Annotated in this window: 19 protein-coding genes; 13 read left to right on the forward strand and 6 right to left on the reverse strand. The window is 44.0% G+C overall.

What is annotated here, in order from left to right; genetic code table 11:
- Positions 1–91: 91 nt before the first annotated feature.
- The 3 genes from HW988_RS05095 to HW988_RS05105 form a co-directional block, all read right to left on the reverse strand.
- Positions 92–2,674 carry an erythromycin esterase family protein gene (locus HW988_RS05095; RefSeq protein ID WP_181606496.1) on the reverse strand — a complete coding sequence of 861 codons (2,583 nt, stop codon included), beginning with the start codon at positions 2,672–2,674 and terminating at the stop codon, positions 92–94.
- Positions 2,675–2,683: 9 nt separating this feature from the next.
- On the reverse strand, positions 2,684–3,157 hold the full coding sequence (locus tag HW988_RS05100) for a hypothetical protein (protein ID WP_181606497.1): 474 nt from the start codon (positions 3,155–3,157) through the stop codon (positions 2,684–2,686).
- 75 nt (positions 3,158–3,232) lie between these two features.
- Positions 3,233–4,651: an MBL fold metallo-hydrolase RNA specificity domain-containing protein gene (locus tag HW988_RS05105; protein ID WP_181607600.1), complete on the reverse strand. Its 1,419-nt coding sequence runs from the start codon at positions 4,649–4,651 to the stop codon at positions 3,233–3,235.
- 162 nt (positions 4,652–4,813) lie between these two features.
- On the opposite strand from HW988_RS05105, the gene HW988_RS05110 reads away from it, so the two are divergent.
- A complete protein-coding gene (locus HW988_RS05110) occupies positions 4,814–5,461 on the forward strand; it encodes an AAA family ATPase (RefSeq protein WP_181606498.1) in 648 nt (215 codons plus the stop codon).
- Positions 5,462–5,558: 97 nt separating this feature from the next.
- Here the strand turns inward: HW988_RS05110 and HW988_RS05115 are convergent, their stop codons facing one another.
- On the reverse strand, positions 5,559–5,879 hold the full coding sequence (locus tag HW988_RS05115) for a pyridoxamine 5'-phosphate oxidase family protein (protein ID WP_181606499.1): 321 nt from the start codon (positions 5,877–5,879) through the stop codon (positions 5,559–5,561).
- A 189-nt stretch (positions 5,880–6,068) separates the two neighbouring features.
- Between HW988_RS05115 and HW988_RS05120 the strand changes: the two genes are divergently transcribed.
- Positions 6,069–6,209, forward strand: a complete 141-nt coding sequence (locus tag HW988_RS05120; RefSeq protein ID WP_168196560.1) for a hypothetical protein — start codon at positions 6,069–6,071, stop codon at positions 6,207–6,209.
- A 21-nt stretch (positions 6,210–6,230) separates the two neighbouring features.
- Here HW988_RS05120 and HW988_RS05125 read toward each other — a convergent pair whose 3' ends face one another.
- A complete protein-coding gene (locus HW988_RS05125; protein ID WP_181606500.1) occupies positions 6,231–7,469 on the reverse strand; it encodes an NRAMP family divalent metal transporter in 1,239 nt (412 codons plus the stop codon).
- 118 nt (positions 7,470–7,587) lie between these two features.
- Here HW988_RS05125 and HW988_RS05130 point away from each other — a divergent pair, with 118 nt between their 5' ends.
- From HW988_RS05130 to HW988_RS05140, 3 genes are all read left to right on the forward strand, one after another.
- The gene (locus HW988_RS05130) at positions 7,588–8,523 is read left to right on the forward strand and encodes a 1-phosphofructokinase family hexose kinase (protein ID WP_181606501.1); all 936 of its coding nucleotides are present in this window, start codon (positions 7,588–7,590) and stop codon (positions 8,521–8,523) included.
- 152 nt (positions 8,524–8,675) lie between these two features.
- On the forward strand, positions 8,676–9,194 hold the full coding sequence (locus HW988_RS05135) for a lipocalin family protein (protein WP_181606502.1): 519 nt from the start codon (positions 8,676–8,678) through the stop codon (positions 9,192–9,194).
- A 57-nt stretch (positions 9,195–9,251) separates the two neighbouring features.
- The gene (locus tag HW988_RS05140) at positions 9,252–9,722 is read left to right on the forward strand and encodes a lipocalin family protein (protein ID WP_181606503.1); all 471 of its coding nucleotides are present in this window, start codon (positions 9,252–9,254) and stop codon (positions 9,720–9,722) included.
- 4 nt (positions 9,723–9,726) lie between these two features.
- Here HW988_RS05140 and HW988_RS05145 read toward each other — a convergent pair whose 3' ends face one another.
- The gene (locus HW988_RS05145; protein ID WP_181606504.1) at positions 9,727–10,644 is read right to left on the reverse strand and encodes a MerR family transcriptional regulator; all 918 of its coding nucleotides are present in this window, start codon (positions 10,642–10,644) and stop codon (positions 9,727–9,729) included.
- A 92-nt stretch (positions 10,645–10,736) separates the two neighbouring features.
- Here HW988_RS05145 and HW988_RS05150 point away from each other — a divergent pair, with 92 nt between their 5' ends.
- The 8 genes from HW988_RS05150 (at position 10,737) to HW988_RS05185 (ending at position 17,742) form a co-directional block, all read left to right on the forward strand.
- A complete protein-coding gene (locus HW988_RS05150; protein ID WP_181606505.1) occupies positions 10,737–11,993 on the forward strand; it encodes an NAD(P)/FAD-dependent oxidoreductase in 1,257 nt (418 codons plus the stop codon).
- Entirely contained in the window at positions 11,990–12,736 is a 747-nt protein-coding gene (locus tag HW988_RS05155; protein ID WP_181606506.1) for a DUF1365 domain-containing protein, read from the forward strand. Before HW988_RS05150 ends, HW988_RS05155 begins: the two co-directional genes overlap by 4 nt.
- The gene (locus tag HW988_RS05160) at positions 12,733–13,905 is read left to right on the forward strand and encodes a cyclopropane-fatty-acyl-phospholipid synthase family protein (RefSeq protein ID WP_181606507.1); all 1,173 of its coding nucleotides are present in this window, start codon (positions 12,733–12,735) and stop codon (positions 13,903–13,905) included. The genes HW988_RS05155 and HW988_RS05160 overlap by 4 nt, the downstream gene beginning before the upstream one ends.
- 11 nt (positions 13,906–13,916) lie before the next feature.
- Positions 13,917–14,972 (forward strand): cyclopropane-fatty-acyl-phospholipid synthase family protein, encoded by a 1,056-nt coding sequence (locus HW988_RS05165; RefSeq protein WP_220128803.1) that lies wholly within the window; start codon positions 13,917–13,919, stop codon positions 14,970–14,972.
- Positions 14,973–14,980: 8 nt separating this feature from the next.
- Positions 14,981–15,775, forward strand: coding sequence for a DUF1295 domain-containing protein (locus tag HW988_RS05170; RefSeq protein WP_181606508.1), 795 nt, complete (start codon positions 14,981–14,983; stop codon positions 15,773–15,775).
- A 2-nt stretch (positions 15,776–15,777) separates the two neighbouring features.
- Complete coding sequence (locus HW988_RS05175; RefSeq protein ID WP_181606509.1) at positions 15,778–16,245, forward strand: DUF2062 domain-containing protein; 468 nt, start codon at positions 15,778–15,780, stop codon at positions 16,243–16,245.
- Positions 16,246–16,247: 2 nt separating this feature from the next.
- Positions 16,248–16,985, forward strand: coding sequence for a hypothetical protein (locus HW988_RS05180; RefSeq protein ID WP_181606510.1), 738 nt, complete (start codon positions 16,248–16,250; stop codon positions 16,983–16,985).
- 106 nt (positions 16,986–17,091) lie between these two features.
- Positions 17,092–17,742, forward strand: coding sequence for a restriction endonuclease (locus HW988_RS05185; protein WP_181606511.1), 651 nt, complete (start codon positions 17,092–17,094; stop codon positions 17,740–17,742).
- Positions 17,743–17,788 lie beyond the last annotated feature (46 nt).

Genomic DNA, 17,788 nt, shown 5'->3' on the forward strand with positions numbered 1-17,788 from the left:
AGATTGATGCCATGAAATTTCCTCAGGCAAATTTCTCGATGAGACAAACTTTCTCTCTAAGCGGTGACGAAATGTCTTCATCCAGGGGAGGTCATACCCCTCCAGGCCAAGTCTCGGGAAGGTCCAGCGCGCTAGTTCTAGTTTTAAGCGGATGCACGGCCGTGGTTTCGTCGACAAATACGAAAGCGTCATATCGTTGTGCCGGAATCGTAGGGACATAGTTCATTCGACGATTTTCATTATGAGAATCGTAGACGACGCCGACAGCTCGATGGCCATACTGTCTTTTTCCCAGGTGGCCCTCACGCTCTTTGGCTTCAAAAACGATACTGAAACCAGAGCTCTTTAGATCTCTGCAGGTTTTGTGGCAGTAGTCTTCAAAAGTTGACGCGGGAGCAGAAGGGAGATTCATTTCAGTTTCTTTTCCTTCCCAGGAATGTGAGGCTAAAACCTTTCCCTGATATGTTCCGAAGCCGACCAAAGAGACTTCCTGAATACCAAATTGTTCCCTGGCGATACCTCCCAGATTGACATATCCTTGGCCTGCCATTTCAGTAGCATGGTAATCACCGATATGACTGTTGTGTGCCCAGACTATACACTTGCTTTCAGGCCCGTGGTTTTTCAAAAGGGTTGCGAGGGTTTCAGCCATGTGAAGATCGCGAACATTCCAGGAATCGGCGCCACCCAGCAACATCTTTCGATAATAGTCTTCTGCGTGGGCGACGATGCGAGCATTTTGTTGTGCATCTGACAATTCAGATTTCGAATTGTGGATTTCATCGATTCGAAGACGTAAAAGTTTTCGAAGGATGGAAAGGACTTCCTTACGACATCCCTCGGGAAACTGTGTTAGGTGACGTGCGTAATCTTTTTCATTCTGATGAAAAGCATCAAAGCACGAGTAAGCGATTTCGACCGTCAAGCCTAAATCCAGATCCTTTTCTTGGGCGTAACTTTTAACGGCATCGATAGATTCAAAAAGAGAATAGACATCAAGACCGTATATGGGTATTTGCTCCTCCTTCAGGAATTCCAATAGTTTGGTCACTTCGGAATTAGCCCACATCCATGTGGGCCAACGAGAAAATTTCTTAAGCTCTGAATCCGCGCCTGACGATGTACTTCCGTTTATAAATTTATTGAGTCGTTGAAAATCGGGCCAATCTCCCTCGACAGCAATAAAATTGAATCCGTGATCTTGAATCAGCCGTTCGGAGATCATACGGCGTAAAACATAAAATTCATGGGTGCCATGGGTGGCTTCCCCTAACATCACAATTCTGGATTTGGATACTTTCTCTATCACTTCATCAAGACTGCCTATTCCATGAAATGGGACGGCTTTGTTCTTGAGTTCCGTCACAATCATTTCTTCTGGAGTGATCCTTGAAGTAGATGTTAAATGTTTTTGAAACCAGGAAGACGCTTCCTCGACGACCTCGGTCAATGCGCCGTCTTCCTCGAAAAGATGAGTAGCGCCAGGCACGATTACCAATTCCGCATTTTGCAGCGAAGAGAGTGCTTTTTTATTCAATGACAAGGTTGGTTCATCATTTCCACCCACGATAAGAAGGCAGGGAGCTTTTACAACCTTCAGCATGTCCTCCGCAAGATCCGGGCGTCCCCCTCTGCTAACAACTGCAAATAATTTGTCTGGGATCTCGGCAGCAGCATGAAGGGCGGCACCAGCACCTGTACTGGCACCAAAGAATCCTATGGAGAGTTTTTTTGTTTCTGGCAGTGCATTCATAGTCCGCACGGCTAAAAGCAAGCGCTGGGCCAAGAGAGGAATATTAAATACATTGGCTCGATTTTTTGACTCTTCTTCAGACAGAAGATCAAACAAGAGCGTGCTAAAGCCGACTTTGTTCAACTCCGTAGCAACATATTGATTTCTGGGACTGTTGCGGCTGCTCCCACTTCCGTGGGCAAAGATAATGAGACCTTTTCCGTTGGGTACAAGATTCAAATTTCCTGGTAAGGATACATTGTCGCCGTCAATGGAAAGTTCTAATTCTCGGATAAATTCAGTATTGCTCCTGGATTCCTGGAGTTTCGCAATAACTTCCTCGTCCGAGACTTGGTCGAATTCTTCATACCATATTCCCACGGACGTAAAATTCTTGGGAGTCATTAAACAGATGACTTCATCGGCCAGTTCTTTAATCTGAGCCACACTGTCAGGGGGGGCCACCGGAAGTGCCACGAAAATCTTTCGCGGATTTTGCTTTCGGAGCATGCGTAGGGCGACAGTCATGGTTGCACCAGTGGCCAGCCCATCGTCAACCACAATAATGTCACGGCCATTCATTGATTGACGGTTCGTATTTCCACGAAATCTTCTTAGCTGTTCTTTAAGATCCTTGGATTTTAGAGCCGCCGTTTTTTTAATATAGGAACCATCAACATTAAGCGTGCGTACGGTATTATGATTTAAAATTACCGTTCCATCTTCACCAACGGCTCCGATCGCAAACTCAGGATTTTGAGGCGCTCCAATTTTTTTTATTAATAAAACATCCAAAGGACATTGCAGAACGCTGGATATTTCTGCCGCAACCGGCACGCCACCTCTTGGCAATGCCAGAACAATGGGATTGTACAATTCGAAATTCAAAAATTTCTCTGCTAAAAATTTTCCGGCCTGAACTCTGTTCTCAAGTCTCTCCATCGGATACTCCTAACGACGTGCATTGCCTGGGTAGTCATAGTCTCTAAGGCGATCGTAAATATCTTTTTTGTCTTCGCCATAACCGATGATGTTTTGCATTTCTTGGAAAGCGGCGAACATCAGATTAAGTCGTTTTTGGTCTGCTTCCACGATCCTGCGAGTAAGTTCAACCATGTCTTTTGAGTTGAACCTTTTATAGGCAGCTTCTTTAAAGAGAAGGGATTTCATCTGGCCTATGTCTTTCCTGATGTCTCTGGATTCGGCATAGGTTTTTAAATAGAGCGTATGAAGTCTTTTTCTTTGATCATCAGTTAGACCTGGAGCAGATGCAAACACTTCAGCCGCACGTTTGGCGATTTCGTCTGGGCTATTGGCTTGGGGTTCAGCATGAATCCTTTGTTCAAGAGTGGAATGCTGAGGTGGTGTCGTTGCACAACTTACCGAGGCCATGATGAGGCATAACAGAAGAGAAATTTTTAGCATGAGAAACTCCTTGGTCAGATACAAAGCAACTCGCATGCCTCGCTAGGGATAATAAGCGTGCGCTAGAATGATAAATTAGGACATTTCGTCGCTCGTATGAGACAAGTTGTCCTTTGGATTTTGCCGACCTGTTGTAACCTCAATGTTATAACTGGAGTTGAGCAGGGGAACGATCGTTTCAATTTTCAAATCTCGTTCAATCAATTTTCGCAGTTCATCAGATGCTGAAGGTTCGCCATGCACCAAAAAGACTTTCTTTGGCTTGTGACTTGCTTGTGATAGCCAGAACAAAAGTTCAGGTTTGTCAGCGTGGGCAGAAAAACAATCTGTTTGAATAATTTGTGCATTCACGTTTACAAAATTGCCGTGGACCTTTACCTGTTTTGCACCGGAAGCAATGGACCAGCCGCGAGTTCCTACGACCTGAAAACCGGCAAGTAGTATCGTATTATTCGAATTTTCTGCAAATGCTTTTAGGTGATGTAAAACTCTTCCGCCCGTCAGCATACCGCTTGCCGCGATGATGACCATAGGGCCTTGTTTTTCATTTAATTGCCGAGATTCCTCAGCACTTCTTATAAATTTTATCCTGGAAATATCGGATGCAAATTTTGCGGCATTGATTCTTAAGTAGTCAGGGTACTTGCAATAAATTTCGCATATTTGGCTTCCCATGGGAGTGTTGAAATAAATCGGCAGCTCTTCAGCCACAAGTCCAAGATTTTTTAGTTGGAGTATTTCGTAAATTAAATTTTGCGCTCGACCTAATGCGAATGCGGGAATTAAAAGAACGCTTTTCCTGCGCCAGCAGTCGTTAAGTAGTTTTTTAAGCTGTTCAAATGAGGTTACGCCGTCGTGGACTCTATCGCCGTAGGTTGATTCCATAATTATGCAGTCAGCTTCACCCGGTGGTAGGGGCGCTGGCATGAGAGGATCTTGATATCTTCCGATATCTCCAGAAAATAGCAGGCGTTGAGTTTCGTTCGATATATATACCGAAGCCGCCCCCAGAATATGGGCGCTTGATTGAAATTGAATTTCCAGGGAACCCACTGAAAATTTAGAATAGAAATCTATTGCTTTCAGTAAGGGCAGTGTTCTTTTCACATCTTCCAGGTCATAAAGGGGTTTGGCTGGGGTGTGCTTACTAAAATGCTTTTTATTGGCAAAATCGGCTTCTTCAATTTGAATTCTTGCTGAGTCCTCGAGAATGACTTTAGTAATGTCCAATGTCGGTGGTGTGCAATATATAGGACCAGTGAAACCTTGTGCAACCAGCAAAGGGAGGTATCCGCAGTGGTCAAGATGTGCGTGGGTTAAGATTACGGCTTTTAATTTTTTGACATCAATATTCAACTTTTCCCAGTTCAGAAGACGAAGTTGTTTCAATCCCTGAAAGAGACCACAATCCACAAGTATTTGATCATCACCGCTCGTCACAAGATATTTTGATCCAGTGACAGTGCCGGCTCCACCTAAAAAAGTAATATTCATTTTATTTCCTTGGATATTTTCAGTTTTGGCCAAATTTTTTATTGTGCAAAGTTAAATTTAACGGTGTGTATTGCAACAACAGAATTCAAGGAATTTTGATTTTATCTCTGCCTTTTGTTTTGCTCTTCATTTGTTCGTATAATTTTTTAAATGGGAGGCAGCGTGAGTCGAAATGATTTTCGTGTAGTTTTGACCGGAGGACCTGGTGGGGGAAAAACGACGGCTGCCGAGTTGTTTCGTCGAGAAATAAACCGCCACATTGTGATAGTGCCGGAATCTGCCACTCTGTTATATTCGGGAGGGTTCCCTCGATCTGTGCGCAGCGATGTGCGAAAAATAGCCCAGAAAGCAATATATAACGTGCAATTATGCCTTGAGGAAGCTCAGGCTGCTGAATACGGGAGTCCGGTCTTACTTTGTGATCGGGGTACCGTTGATGGCGGTGCATTTTGGCCGGGAAATTCGTCAGAATACTTTGAAAGTTTGGGCACTACTTTAAAACAGGAATTGGCTCGCTATGACGCTGTCATTTTTTTCGAGACAGCAGCCGTCAGTGGCCTCCCGTTCTTAAGTGGCAATCCACTGCGGATAGAAACTGAAAAGGAAGCGGTCGAGTTGGATATCAAGCTTCGCGAACTTTGGTCTCAGCATGAGAACTTTATCTTTATTCCTCACGATGTCTCGTTTGTTCGGAAAGTACAAGCGGGCCTCCTTGCAATGCAAACTGTAATCGAAAAAGAATTAGGAAAATCGCCTAAAGATTTACGGAGTTTGCATTTGAGCTCTCGAAACGACCGGTCACCTTCTTAATTTTGATTCTGTAAATGATCGCCGATTCTAACTGAGCAGCCATATCTAATCCCAAAGATGATAGTCGGGCAGCCCCGGTCTCTTCGCTTATTTTTTTTTAAAGCAGGCGCATGGCCTCATTAGCTTCGTACCCGTGTAACTCTTCGAAATCTCCCCAAGCAATGACGCTTTTCCAATGAGAATAGTCTTCTATTTTTTCCACCTGGACACAGACGTGGGGATTTTTCCGCATAATATCGATTTTTCTTCCGGATTCTGAATGGCTATATATAAATCCGTCAGTACAAATATAGGAAATTGGTACTAAATAAATATCATCTCTGTTGTGGCATGCAAGGTGCGCGAAGCGATTCTCTTCCATAAGCTTCAAAGCTTCGGTTTCATTCATTGCGCCAATTTGTCCGTGATGGGGTTTCATATTAACCTCGCATGCTCCAAGAATATGTCGCTTCAAATGCTGTGTCAGGATTTTGCCGGTAGGGGTGTCTTATTGCAGGCAAAAGTGCGCGGCAGCCATATTTGACATGTATGGAAAGCAAATTTCTCATGTGTAAGTTGCGGTAACAAACTTCGTAGTTGAGCCTTAAAACAGTTATGGGAGATTCAAATGAAAAATCAGAGATTGTATAAAACTGTGGAAACCAAAAAGGCATCTAAGCTTGGAAAAGAAAGTCAGCGCAAGCCCAAAAAAGCGACGACAAAGTTAGGTGCGCATCATGTGTTCGAAGAAGACGCTGATGAAAAGTAGCTTGTTAAGGTCTTAGTTCTTTCAAAATAGGAACATTCCAACGGCGGAGCAAAGCATTACTAGTGCGGTAAGAGAGGCCAACAGGGCCGTTGGTTTTCCGAGGGGGCGGTTTTTCATAATGTTTGAATCGCGGGAAACCAGTAGACATAATACAATCAATACCGGTGATAGAAGTCCGTTTACGATGGCTGAATAGAACAAAGCCTTGATTGGATTAAATTGAAAGAGATTCAAAATTATCGCGATACACATTCCCAGGCACAGGGTGGAATAAAACGCTTGTGCCTCATTCCATTTTTTATTTAGTCCGCTTTGCCACCGGAAAAGATCCGCAACAGCAAGAGACGACGATCCAACTAACGTGGGGATCGCGAGCATTCCCACACCTAGTATTCCGATGGTGTAAACGACCAGGGAGGCGTGTCCCAGGAGTGGTTCGAGCGCCCGGGCTGCTTGAGCCGAGTTTTCAACGTTGAATATCCCGTTTGCATGCAGGCTTCCGGCCGCGGTCCAAATGATGAAATACATTATAAGATTAGAGATAAATGTCCCCAAAAGTATGTCCCACTTTCGGAATCTTTTCACGTTGGCGTAGTCGAAATTTTTGTTTGTTCTAAGCTCTTCCAGTTCTTGGGAGCTCTGCCAAAAAAATAAGTAAGGACTTATGGTCGTGCCTAACAGTGCGACGATCATTGACCACTCTGCGGAACTTTCAGGGGGTCTAAAGTAAAAGGAACCCTTAATTAATTGCTCCCAATTTGTCTCTACTTTCATCGCTGTGAAAACGTAGGCGAGTAAAAAGAATGTTAGCCAGGTCAACGTTCTGGCTATCGTTCTGTAAGTAAAAAAAATCATTGAAGCGGTAACTATAATACCCGTAAGTATCAGGTAGAGCAGACTGGGGTGTCCTGTAAGGATGGCAAGAGCATCTGCCATAGCGGATAAGTCTGCAGCGACATTCAGAGTGTTTGCCGTGAATAGAGCGAATATTACGGGTGCGGCTAAACTTCTGGAATATTTTTGGATGAGGGTTTCGGTAAGACTTTTTTCCGATGCGAGCGCGATATCTGCACACATCATTTGAACACATGCCATCAAAGGCCAGGTTAGCCACGACGTCCAAAGAAACTTATAGCCATACAGCGCGCCAGCGATAGTGTAGGTCGCAACTCCGGAGGGATCGTCGTCAGCAGCCCCCGTCACCATGCCAGGTCCAAAATTTTTTATTGTCCTGAGAAATTTGGCTTTTTTTTCTTTCATACATTATTAGTTTTATTCTTCTCAAACAATTTGCTGGCAACATGTTTGATCACATTTCCATCTAATCCTTAAAGACCCTGAACATAAGAGAGTGAGATTTTATAGATGTGGAGTGCAAATGAAGCATAAAATTTTAACAATCACCCCAAACCCTGCCTTGGATATTAGCGGCACAGTTGAACTTGTTAAGTTGGACGAGAAGACCTACGTGCATGATGAAACACGTACGGCTGGTGGAAACGGAATAAATGCAGCTCGTATTTTACATCGTTTAGATGTCCCTGTTATCGCTTCGGGTTTTTTAGGTGGAAGTATTGGTAGGGAAGTGAGTCATTTGCTTGATGCCGAGGGTTTAAAACATCGGTTCGTCAGGGTAGATGAGTCGACTCGAGTCAATATGACAATAACTAGCTTGAGAAGCCATCGTCAGACTCGTCTGAGTTTTGCGGGCCCTCGTATTCAGGAGCGAGAAATTGATGATTTGGCAAAGCTACTGAAGATGATCAAAGGTTGTAAAATGCTGGTGATTGGAGGATCGTTGCCTCCTCGTTTTGGAATTACTAATTTGATGCGAATTATTCACTCTGCTCAGGATCTGAGTATACCCGTGGTTGTGGACTGTCCTGGAGAGATTCTAAAGCATCTGATGTCCACGAAGATACTTTTGATCAAGCCAAACTTAGAAGAGTTTCATTTGCTAACAGGCAGTCGCGTCCAGTCGATATTGGAAGTTAAAAAGAGAGCCGTAAAGTTGTTAAAAAATATTTCTTTTGTCTGTGTCTCATCGGTACAGGGTGGGGCATTATTGGTTACCCCAAATGGGTGCTACTATGGTCAAAGTCCTAAGATAAAAGTTAAGTCAACAGTGGGGGCGGGAGATTCAATGGTCGCAGCGATGTGTGCACAGATCGCTAAGGGAAATCACTCCGGCTCTGAAATTTTAAGGTGGGGATTGGCGGCAGCCGCAGCCACGTTAAGTGAAAAGAGTGGATGTTTGGGGCGCGCATCTGTAATCGCGATGCTTTACAAAAAGACTGTTGTTAAAGTCGTTTAATGTTCTCAGCTTTGCTATAACGCATACAGCGCCTCTGCCTATGTGTGCGGAACCATTGAACTTCCCGAGCCTAATTAACGCTTGGAATTTTCTGTTTAATTGTATAGAATAATCTATACAAAAGAAGAACTTGTAAAAGTTAAGGAAACTCTATGAGAAAAATTCTTTCACTGTTTGTCCTTTTAAGTCTTTGTGGGTTCAGTTGGGGACCCTCTCATGATTCTTCGGATCCTGAAGTCGTCTCATCTGTAGATTTAAGTAGGTATGTTGGATTCTGGTACGAGGTGGCTCATTCTCCCAATTTTTTTCAACGCGGATGTGTACGCTCGACAGCTGAATATGCGGTGCTGACCCCACTGTCTGTTTCGGTGAAAAACACGTGTTATAAAGAGAATGGCTCAACGACGGATATTCATGGCCAGGCAAACGTGGTCGATCCTTCGGTTCCGGCGAAACTAAAAGTTAAGTTTAATATCTTTGCCAAAGGAGACTATTGGATAGTTGATTTAGATCCTAACTATCAATGGGCAGTGGTTAGTGGCCCGAAAAAGAAGTCGTTATTTATTCTTTCACGGCAGGCTCCCATGGAACCGCTGGTGTTAAAGCAGCTGATCACAAATCTAAAAAATCGCGGTTTTGATACAGACAACCTTATTTACGATAAGTATTAATTTATGAAACTATTTTTTGTAATTGGAGCCTTGTTGTTATTGGGAGGGTGCGGGACGATGTCTCAGGACAAACTTGCAACTGTATCTTATGTGGATATTTCAAGATTCATGGGCGACTGGTATGTGATCGCCAATATTCCGACCTTTGTTGAAAAGGGAGCGAACAACGCCATCGAGTCTTACTCTTGGAATTCCAAAGAAGAGCGTATCGACGTGGACTTTCGATACAATGCGGATAGTCCGACCGGGCCTGTAAAAAAGTATCCTCAAAAAGCCTGGATCTATGACAAAAAAACCAATGCCGAATGGCGGGTGCAGCCTTGGTGGCCGCTTAAGTTCGCTTATTTGGTGATCGATCTCGCTGACGATTACTCTTATACCGTAATTGGCGTTCCCAGTCGCAATTATGTTTGGATCATGTCGCGAAAGCCGACCATGCCATCAGATGTTTATGAAGCTCTAGTCGCAAAACTTAAAGCATCTGGTTATGATATCTCGAAGATTCAGAAGGTTCCCCAAGTTTGGTAGTTTCTTACGAAAGATCTTTTAGATAGGCGTGATACTCACTCATGGAGCGAAACGTGACAAGCGGACGTTTCAGATTTAAGTCCGTTTGCATGGTGTTGCGTCCTGCTAAAAGAAAAACGACATTTCCTGGCAAGTTTCGATCTAAAAAGTTGATATAGCTAAAAAGACTTTCTTTGGCACCTTCTTCTTCAGAGACGGTGCTGGAAATCAGTAGGTGAGTCGCATTGTACCGAAGACAGGTTTCGCTGAGATCTATTTTTGGCGTGCTAGGCCCCAAGAAAAGTGTTTGAATTTTTTCAAGCCTGCTAAGGCTTGAAGCAAAAGCAATTCCCATATCATGAAGGTCACCATCGGGAGTTGTCATGATCAGACGAGCTTTAGATTTAGCGTTTTTTTTGGCACTTTGAATAAGAATAAGTTGTTCTTTGATAAACGCCGACAGAATATGTTCTTGTCCCACTGATAACTGTCCTGCGCCAACAAGATAGCCCATTTGCCCGGCAAGAGGAGTTAAAATATCAGTGACGAAAGCAACAGGTTTCATTTTGCTGCGCGTTTTGTGAAGATTTTCAGATAGCACATCCCATTTGAAAAGATGGGCCAGATCCATGGCCTCATTCACAAAATTTAAATTTTCTGGGGACGGGGTCAGTGTTGAACTTACTGCCTCCTGTTGCGGCAAAATTTTTTCAAGATCTGTAAGGCTTAGTTTGGCTATATTACCGATCTTGTATCCTTTGTCTAAAAGAGTCTGCAGGAGGCGCGCTTTTTGAATATCTTGGCGAGAATAGATCCTTCGTCCGGTGGCGCTTCTTTTTGGCTTAAATGCTTTATAGCGGGTTTCCCAACCCCGCAGAGTGAACTCGGAGATCCCGGTCAGCTCTATTACCTGTCTTATCGAAAATACCTCAATCTTAGCCATTGGAATAATTTTAACCCCGACCCCTTTCAATTGTATAGAAAAAACTATACAATAAATTAAAAGTAAGACATACCGCAGGTTCGAGGTTTCATATGAAGACAGCAGTTATCGGAGCGGGCATCAGTGGATTGGGCACAGCGTGGATTTTGAGTCAAACAGATGAAGTTCATCTTTTTGAGTCTGAAGGCCGTTTGGGAGGACATGCACACACTGTGCAAGTTCACGATGGCGCCTCTGATATCGCCGTGGACACAGGCTTTCTGGTGTACAATGAATTAACCTATCCGCACCTTAAAAGCTTTTTTAAGACTCTTGCCGTAGAAACGGTCGCCTCTGACATGTCTTTAGCTATTAAAGCGCCTCACAAGAATTTGGAGTGGGCGGGTACCAACTTGGACACGGTTTTTTCTCAACGTCTAAATGTCCTGCGTCCGGGTTTTTTAAGAATGCTTTACGATATCACTCGATTTCAACGGGAGGCTGAAGAAAATCGCGAGGCAGCACAAAGAAATGAATGGAGTCTTGGGCAACTTATTCATGCACGCGGGTACAGTGATGAGTTCAAGCGTGATTATCTTTTGCCGATCGGAGCGGCCATTTGGTCAACTCCCGAGCGCGGCATGGAAGCCTTTCCCGCAGAGACCTTTTTGACCTTTTTTATCAATCATCGTCTGCTACAAATAAGCAATCGTCCGGTGTGGAGAACGGTAAAGGGTGGTTCGATTGAGTATGTTAAAAAGGTTGCGGCACAGATCCCTTTCATTCATCTCAGTACACCTGTCGACGCTGTCGAGCGCAATAATGGCAAAGTCCTGGTGCAGGCAAAAGGCGAAACATTAGAGTTTGACCGAGTTGTTTTTGCCACTCACGCCCCGCTAACGGCTCGTATGTTGAAGAACCCTTCGGACCTTGAACAACAGGTGCTGAGTTCGTTCCGTACCTCTAGTAATAAAACAATTCTTCATACAGATGCGACGCTGATGCCCACCAGAAGAAAGTGTTGGTCTTCTTGGAATGTTCTTGGTTCCCCGGATAAGAGCAATCACGAAAACGTATCATTAACTTACTATATTAATAAGCTGCAGCCGTTGAAAACGCAGAAAGATTTTTTTGTGACGTTAAACCCTCGGCAGCCCATTCAGTCGGTGGCTCAAGAGTTTCAATATGATCATCCGCAATTTGATCGTTTGGCTATTAACGCACAAAAGATGCTGTCAAAGATTCAAGGAAACGGTGGCGTCTATTTTGCCGGCGCATGGACTCGCTATGGATTTCATGAGGATGGATTGTTGAGCGCTGTGCGTGTCGGAGAAGCTCTGGGGATGCGTCCACCTTGGGAGGTTTCATGACATCCCTTCAGATTTTAAAAGGACATATTTATCACAGCAGAAATCATCAGGTCCGTCATAGTTTTCGTTATCCGACGTTTGCTTTGCTATTTTCCCTGCAATCAGAAAGCGATCAGCTAAATGTCTTAAAAAGAATATCCAAGGGCAGTTTTTCTTTAAAATCTGAAGACTATCTGCAGGGGCGTAAAAATTCTTTCTATGAGGCGATCGTTGGTTTTTTGAAGAAAGAATGCAACTACCAGCCGGAAGAAGTTATTTTACAGACTTTTCCTCGGATGTTTGGATTCGCTTTTAATCCGGTAAGCTTTTGGTATTGCCGACGTAATGGTGTGTTAGAGGCGGTTTTGTGCGAAGTAAATAACACGTTTGGGGAGCGGCACTTTTATTGGATTTGTCCTGTCGGAGGAATTCAAGCGTCTGAATTTTATCGATCAGACAAAGTTTTTCACGTCAGTCCATTTTTTCCCGTGGATGGTTTTTATAAATTTAGATTTCAGCTCGAAGACGCTAACTCTCGCGTTGATATTTTTTATTATGATGTTAACGAAAATTTGCGATTCTCGTCATGGATTGAGGGAGCAGTTTCAAGTTTTGAAAAAGAATCATTTTGGAAACTGCTAGTGACGTATGGTTGGATGACACCGCTCGTGGTGATACGGATTCATTGGCAGGCCTTCAAGTTGTGGAGCAAGCGAGTGAGTTTTTACAGAAAGCCGGAGCCCCCTCAAAAGGAGATCACATGAACAATATGACATTTAAATCAAAACTTTTGATGAAGCTTTTGCAGAACTCTAAGGGAGCCACTATACAAGTGACTTTTCCTGACGGAGCTCAAGACTCCTTTGGGGCTGGGGAGCCGATCATATCCGTGCGAGCACGCAATTGGCGCGTCTTTGACGAGCTAATCGATAAGGGCGATCTAGGCATGGCCGAGGCGATCATTCGCGGAGATCTTGAAGTTGACGATATTGCAGCGCTTGTGCAGTGGGCTTGCGTCAACGAAGATGCAGTGAACCGTCTGCTGCACGGAACTTGGTATGGGACTTTGTTCGCCCGGCTCCGACATTTTATGAATCCCAATACAAAAAATGGGGCTAAGAAAAATATCATGGCCCATTATGATCTGGGTAATCAGTTTTATAGTCTTTGGCTTGATCCCAGTATGACTTATTCTGCAGGGCTTTTCGATAGTGCCGCAGAGGATCTGCAGCAGGCCCAGATGAAAAAGTATGATCGAATTATCGATGCACTGGATATTAGCGCCGACGACCATGTTCTCGAAATAGGCTGTGGTTGGGGTGGATTCTTTTCCCGTGCAGTAGAGCGGACCGGTTGTCGAGTGACGGCGGTTATGAACTCTCCTTCTCAAGCCCAGTACAATCGTGAATTGATTGCTCGATCCGGATTTGCAAATCAAGTCGAACTGCGCCAGCAGGACTATCGTGAGATTGAGGGGCGATACGATAAAATCGTATCGATCGAAATGATCGAAGCCGTGGGTGAAAAATACTGGCCAGAATTCTTTAACAAAGTCAGCAGTTCCTTGAAAGATAAGGGGTCTGCTTTGATCCAATCCATCACGATACAGGATCAGTACTTTGAACAGTACCGTCGCAAAACGGACTTTATCCAACGCTATGTTTTTCCTGGCGGTATGCTTTTGTCGAACCAAGTTTTTGATAAATATGCCAGTCGTTATGATTTGAAAAACGACAGGCCTTTTGAATTTGGCGTTTCTTATGCAGATACGCTTCTGAAGTGGAAAGAAAACTTCCATTCGGTTGAAGCGGACATTCGCCAGATGGGTTTCGACGACAAGTTTATGCGGTTGTGGGATCTGTATTTAAGTTACTGTGAAGGCGCTTTCAGAGCGGAACGTATCAACGTCGGTCATTATCTTTTGCAGAAATAAGGAGTTGCATCATGGCTTTAGAAGTATTGATTGATTGGATGGAAAAAGGTTGGATTCCAGAAAAACTGGTCCGCGTTGGAATTCGTCAGTTGTGTCGTGATCGGCTTAAAAGCTTAGACATCGCCGACAGAGAATTAGAGCAGGAAAGAAACTCTGCCTATGTGAATGATCTCAAAAAGTCCGCCATTGCGTTTGCGACAGAAAAAGCAAACCAGCAACACTATGAATTACCGGCAAGTTTCTATCAGCTGGTTCTTGGAAAGAATAAAAAATACAGTTCTGGTTATTGGCCTCAAGGTTGTACCAGTCTTGATCAGTCAGAAGACGCTGCGTTGCAGTTGACTATTGAACGCGCGCAAGTCGCAGACGGAATGCGAATTCTTGATTTGGGTTGTGGCTGGGGATCGGTTTCTTTGAAACTCGCAGAGAAGTTTCCGAACTCACAAATTGTGGGAATCTCGAATTCCAAATCTCAACGGGAATATATCTTAGAACAGGCCTCAAAACGCGGTCTTTCAAATGTCAATATAGTGACAGGTGACATCGGTGACTTTAAGGCACCTGAAGATTGGGTTAATGGTTTTGACCGAGTCATCAGTGTTGAGATGTTAGAGCACGTTCGCAATTACGAGATCCTGTTTGAACGCCTCAGCACTTGGCTTAAGCCCCAGGGCAAACTATTCGTTCATATCTTTACTCACAGCAAGTATTCATATCCTTTCGAAACTGAAGGAGCTGATAATTGGATGGGGCGATATTTTTTTACGGGCGGACAGATGCCAAGTCACCAATTGCTAACATATTTCCAGAAAGATCTTTTATTGGAACAGCAGTGGAGTTGGAACGGTGTCCACTATCAGAAGACGTCAGAGGCATGGCTTCAGAACATGGATCGAAATCGCGATGAAATCTTAAAGATTTTTGCCAAAGTCTATGGGAACTCCGAGAGTGAAGTCTGGTTTGAGCGTTGGCGTGTTTTCTTTATGTCTTGTGCTGAACTTTTTGGTTTCGATAAGGGCCGTGAGTGGGGTGTCTCTCACTACCTCTTTAAGAATCGACCGCGCTAGGAGATGTTATGGAAAGCTTTTGGATGCAGCTTTGTGGCGGACTTTTGTTGATGGCATTAGTAATGTCGGCCACATGGTGGTTGGGCAAACGTTGGAACAATTTTAGTATAGTTGATAGTGTTTGGGCTTTATCCTTCTCCTTGGTTTCCGGGTTTTATGTTTTGTTTGCAGAAGGCTGGTGGTTGCGAAAAGTTGTGATCTTTGCCGTGGTATCTATCTGGAGTTTGCGGCTGACTTATTTTTTAAGCCGTCGAATTTACTCCCATCACCCTGCAGAAGATTCAAGATATCGCACCTTGCGCGAAGAGTATGGCGCTAATTTGGGCTGGCGCTTTTATCTTTTCTTTCAGTATCAGGGTGTTAGTGTCGTTCTATTAAGTTTGTTGTTCCTAGAGCCTCTTAACAATTCCACTCCGCATCTTACGGTGCTTGAATGGTGTGGTATTGCGGTAAGTCTTGTTTCACTCGTTGGTGAAAGCATAGCCGATGCTCAGGCTCAGAAGTTTAAGTCCAATCCAGAAAATCAACGCAAAGTGTGTGATGTGGGGTTGTGGAAGTATTCTCGGCACCCCAATTATTTCTTCGAAAGTATGATCTGGTGGGGATTTTATATCGCGGCCCTGGGAACTCCGGGAGCTGCATATACGATTTTTGCCCCGCTGTTTATTCTCTTTATCTTGGTGAAGGTCACTGGAATTCCTCCATCGGAAGCTCAGGCTTTACAAAAACGAGGTGACGCTTATCGTGCTTATCAAGCCAGGACATCCGCATTTATTCCGTGGTTTCCCAGAAAGGGAGATTAGTCATGTGGCTTCGCAAAGCATTTGATCGCAGTCGGCAGTTTCTTATCCAGCAGCTTAAGCAAGGGGCTTCAGCAGAAGGATTGGCACTTACTTGCGCTGTCGGTTTTGCTTTGGCCTTGTTTCCTGCGTTGGGAACGACGACGGTGCTTTGTCTTTTAGTAGGCTTGGTTTTGAAGCTGAACCAGCCGACTTTGCAGGCGGTGAACTATCTTTTAGCGCCGGTTCAGCTCCTGCTTATTCCTGTATTTCTTAATATGGGAGCATGGATCTTTTCTGTTCCTGCCGTTTCGTTTAATCCAAAGACGATCATTGCGGAATTTTTCGCAGCTCCCGGCATTTTTTTCGTGAACTATGGACTGGCGGGTTTAAGGGGAATGGTTGCTTGGTTGCTCGTCATGCCTGTGATTGCCGCTGTTGCTTATCTTGTTTTAAAAGTTGTTTTTCAGAATCTTCAAAAAGTACGGAGATAGTTATGAGAACGCTCGTCGTTTTACTTTTTATTTTCCCTGCGCTAGTTTGGGCTAAGAGCCAAACGCGAATTTCAAAGATTTATGAACTCGGAAAAATGAACCAGGATCCTTTGTTCATACAGACGACGGAAATTCAGCAGCAAGATTCAGAAAGCTTCACCTCTAAGGCCAAGATCGAAGATACCAAGGGTCAGGTTGTCATGACTGAAACTGTTGTTGTCAGAAATGGTGCTTTAGTTTCTCAGTCAGTTCAGCAACTGCAGTCCAAAGAAGCTTGGGATCTTAATGTACAAGGGAATAAAGCTTCGTTTGATACCTACAAGATTGCTGACGGCGGTGGCAAACTAAAAGTAGGGTCCGGAAAGACTCAGGAAGTGGATACGTTTATCAATGGTCCTTTGATTGAGCATTTTATTTCCCGTAATTGGGAAAAATTGATGGCTGCAGAAATTGTGCATACTGCATTCAGCGTTTTAGAACTTGAAAGAACCGTCGACTTTCAGTTTGAAAAGATTAAAGAGAGCGAGCGTGATAAGAAAAAAGTTCTGGTATTAAAGATGAAGCCACGGAATTTTTTTATTTCGGTGTTGGTGGACCCCATGATATTGGAGTTTGATGTTTCCACCAAACAGCTGGTTTATTTTAAAGGGCGCACGCCTTTAAAAGTTCTAAAGTCAGGAGTTTTAAAACCTTTCGACGCGGAGATTTCCTATGAAACGCGCGACAACCAAACTGATTAAAATCACATATGACGAAGGTTCTATGGGTGTAGAAAATGTTCCAGAATGGAACACGCCACAAGGGAAATGTCCTTTTGTTTAACAAAGAAAATTCCGATGAAGAAGTATGCAATACCATCTCGTCGCCTTCATCATTTTGCTTGTTGCGCTCGTCGCAATTATTGCATTCCGAAGTGTCACTCGCGACTCTCAGGTTCAAGACGACTTGGATCATTTTTTAAGCGAGCCAATGTCGCCACGCCAGGCCGCTCGCTTCTATGAACGCTATATAGGCCACATTTATGAAAACCAAGGTCATGATGTTGCTTACCTGCCAGGAATTAAAGGCTATGCAGATCATGGGCGAGATATTATCGTTAAAACTCCCAGTGAAATTCTGATCATCCAAACCAGAGCGTGGGGAAAACGACGTGTGGTTCATGATAATGACATTTATCAGTTGTTTGGTAAGATGACTCATTTAAAGGTCACGTCAGAAGATACCAACCGTAATACCAGAGCGATCTTTTACTCGACATCCAACTTTTCAAGCTTAGCAAAACAAGCGGCAAGTGCCTTGGGCGTCGAGATCAGAACAGAAAAACTCAATCGTTCGTATCCGATGATAAAATGCAGTGTTTCGCCAACCGGGGAGAAGAACTACTATCTTCCCTTTGATCCTGTTTACGACAGAGTGAAAGTCGATCGTCGACGTGACGAGCATTTCGTTCGAACTGTTGATCAAGCCGTTAAAAAGGGCTTTAAGCGCGCGGGATAAGTAGCTATCAGATGTCTGTTAAAAAAAAGGGTCCCTTGTGGAACCC

The sequence above is a fragment of the Bdellovibrio sp. KM01 genome (genome assembly GCF_013752535.1).
Classification (GTDB): Bacteria; Bdellovibrionota; Bdellovibrionia; order Bdellovibrionales; family Bdellovibrionaceae; genus Bdellovibrio.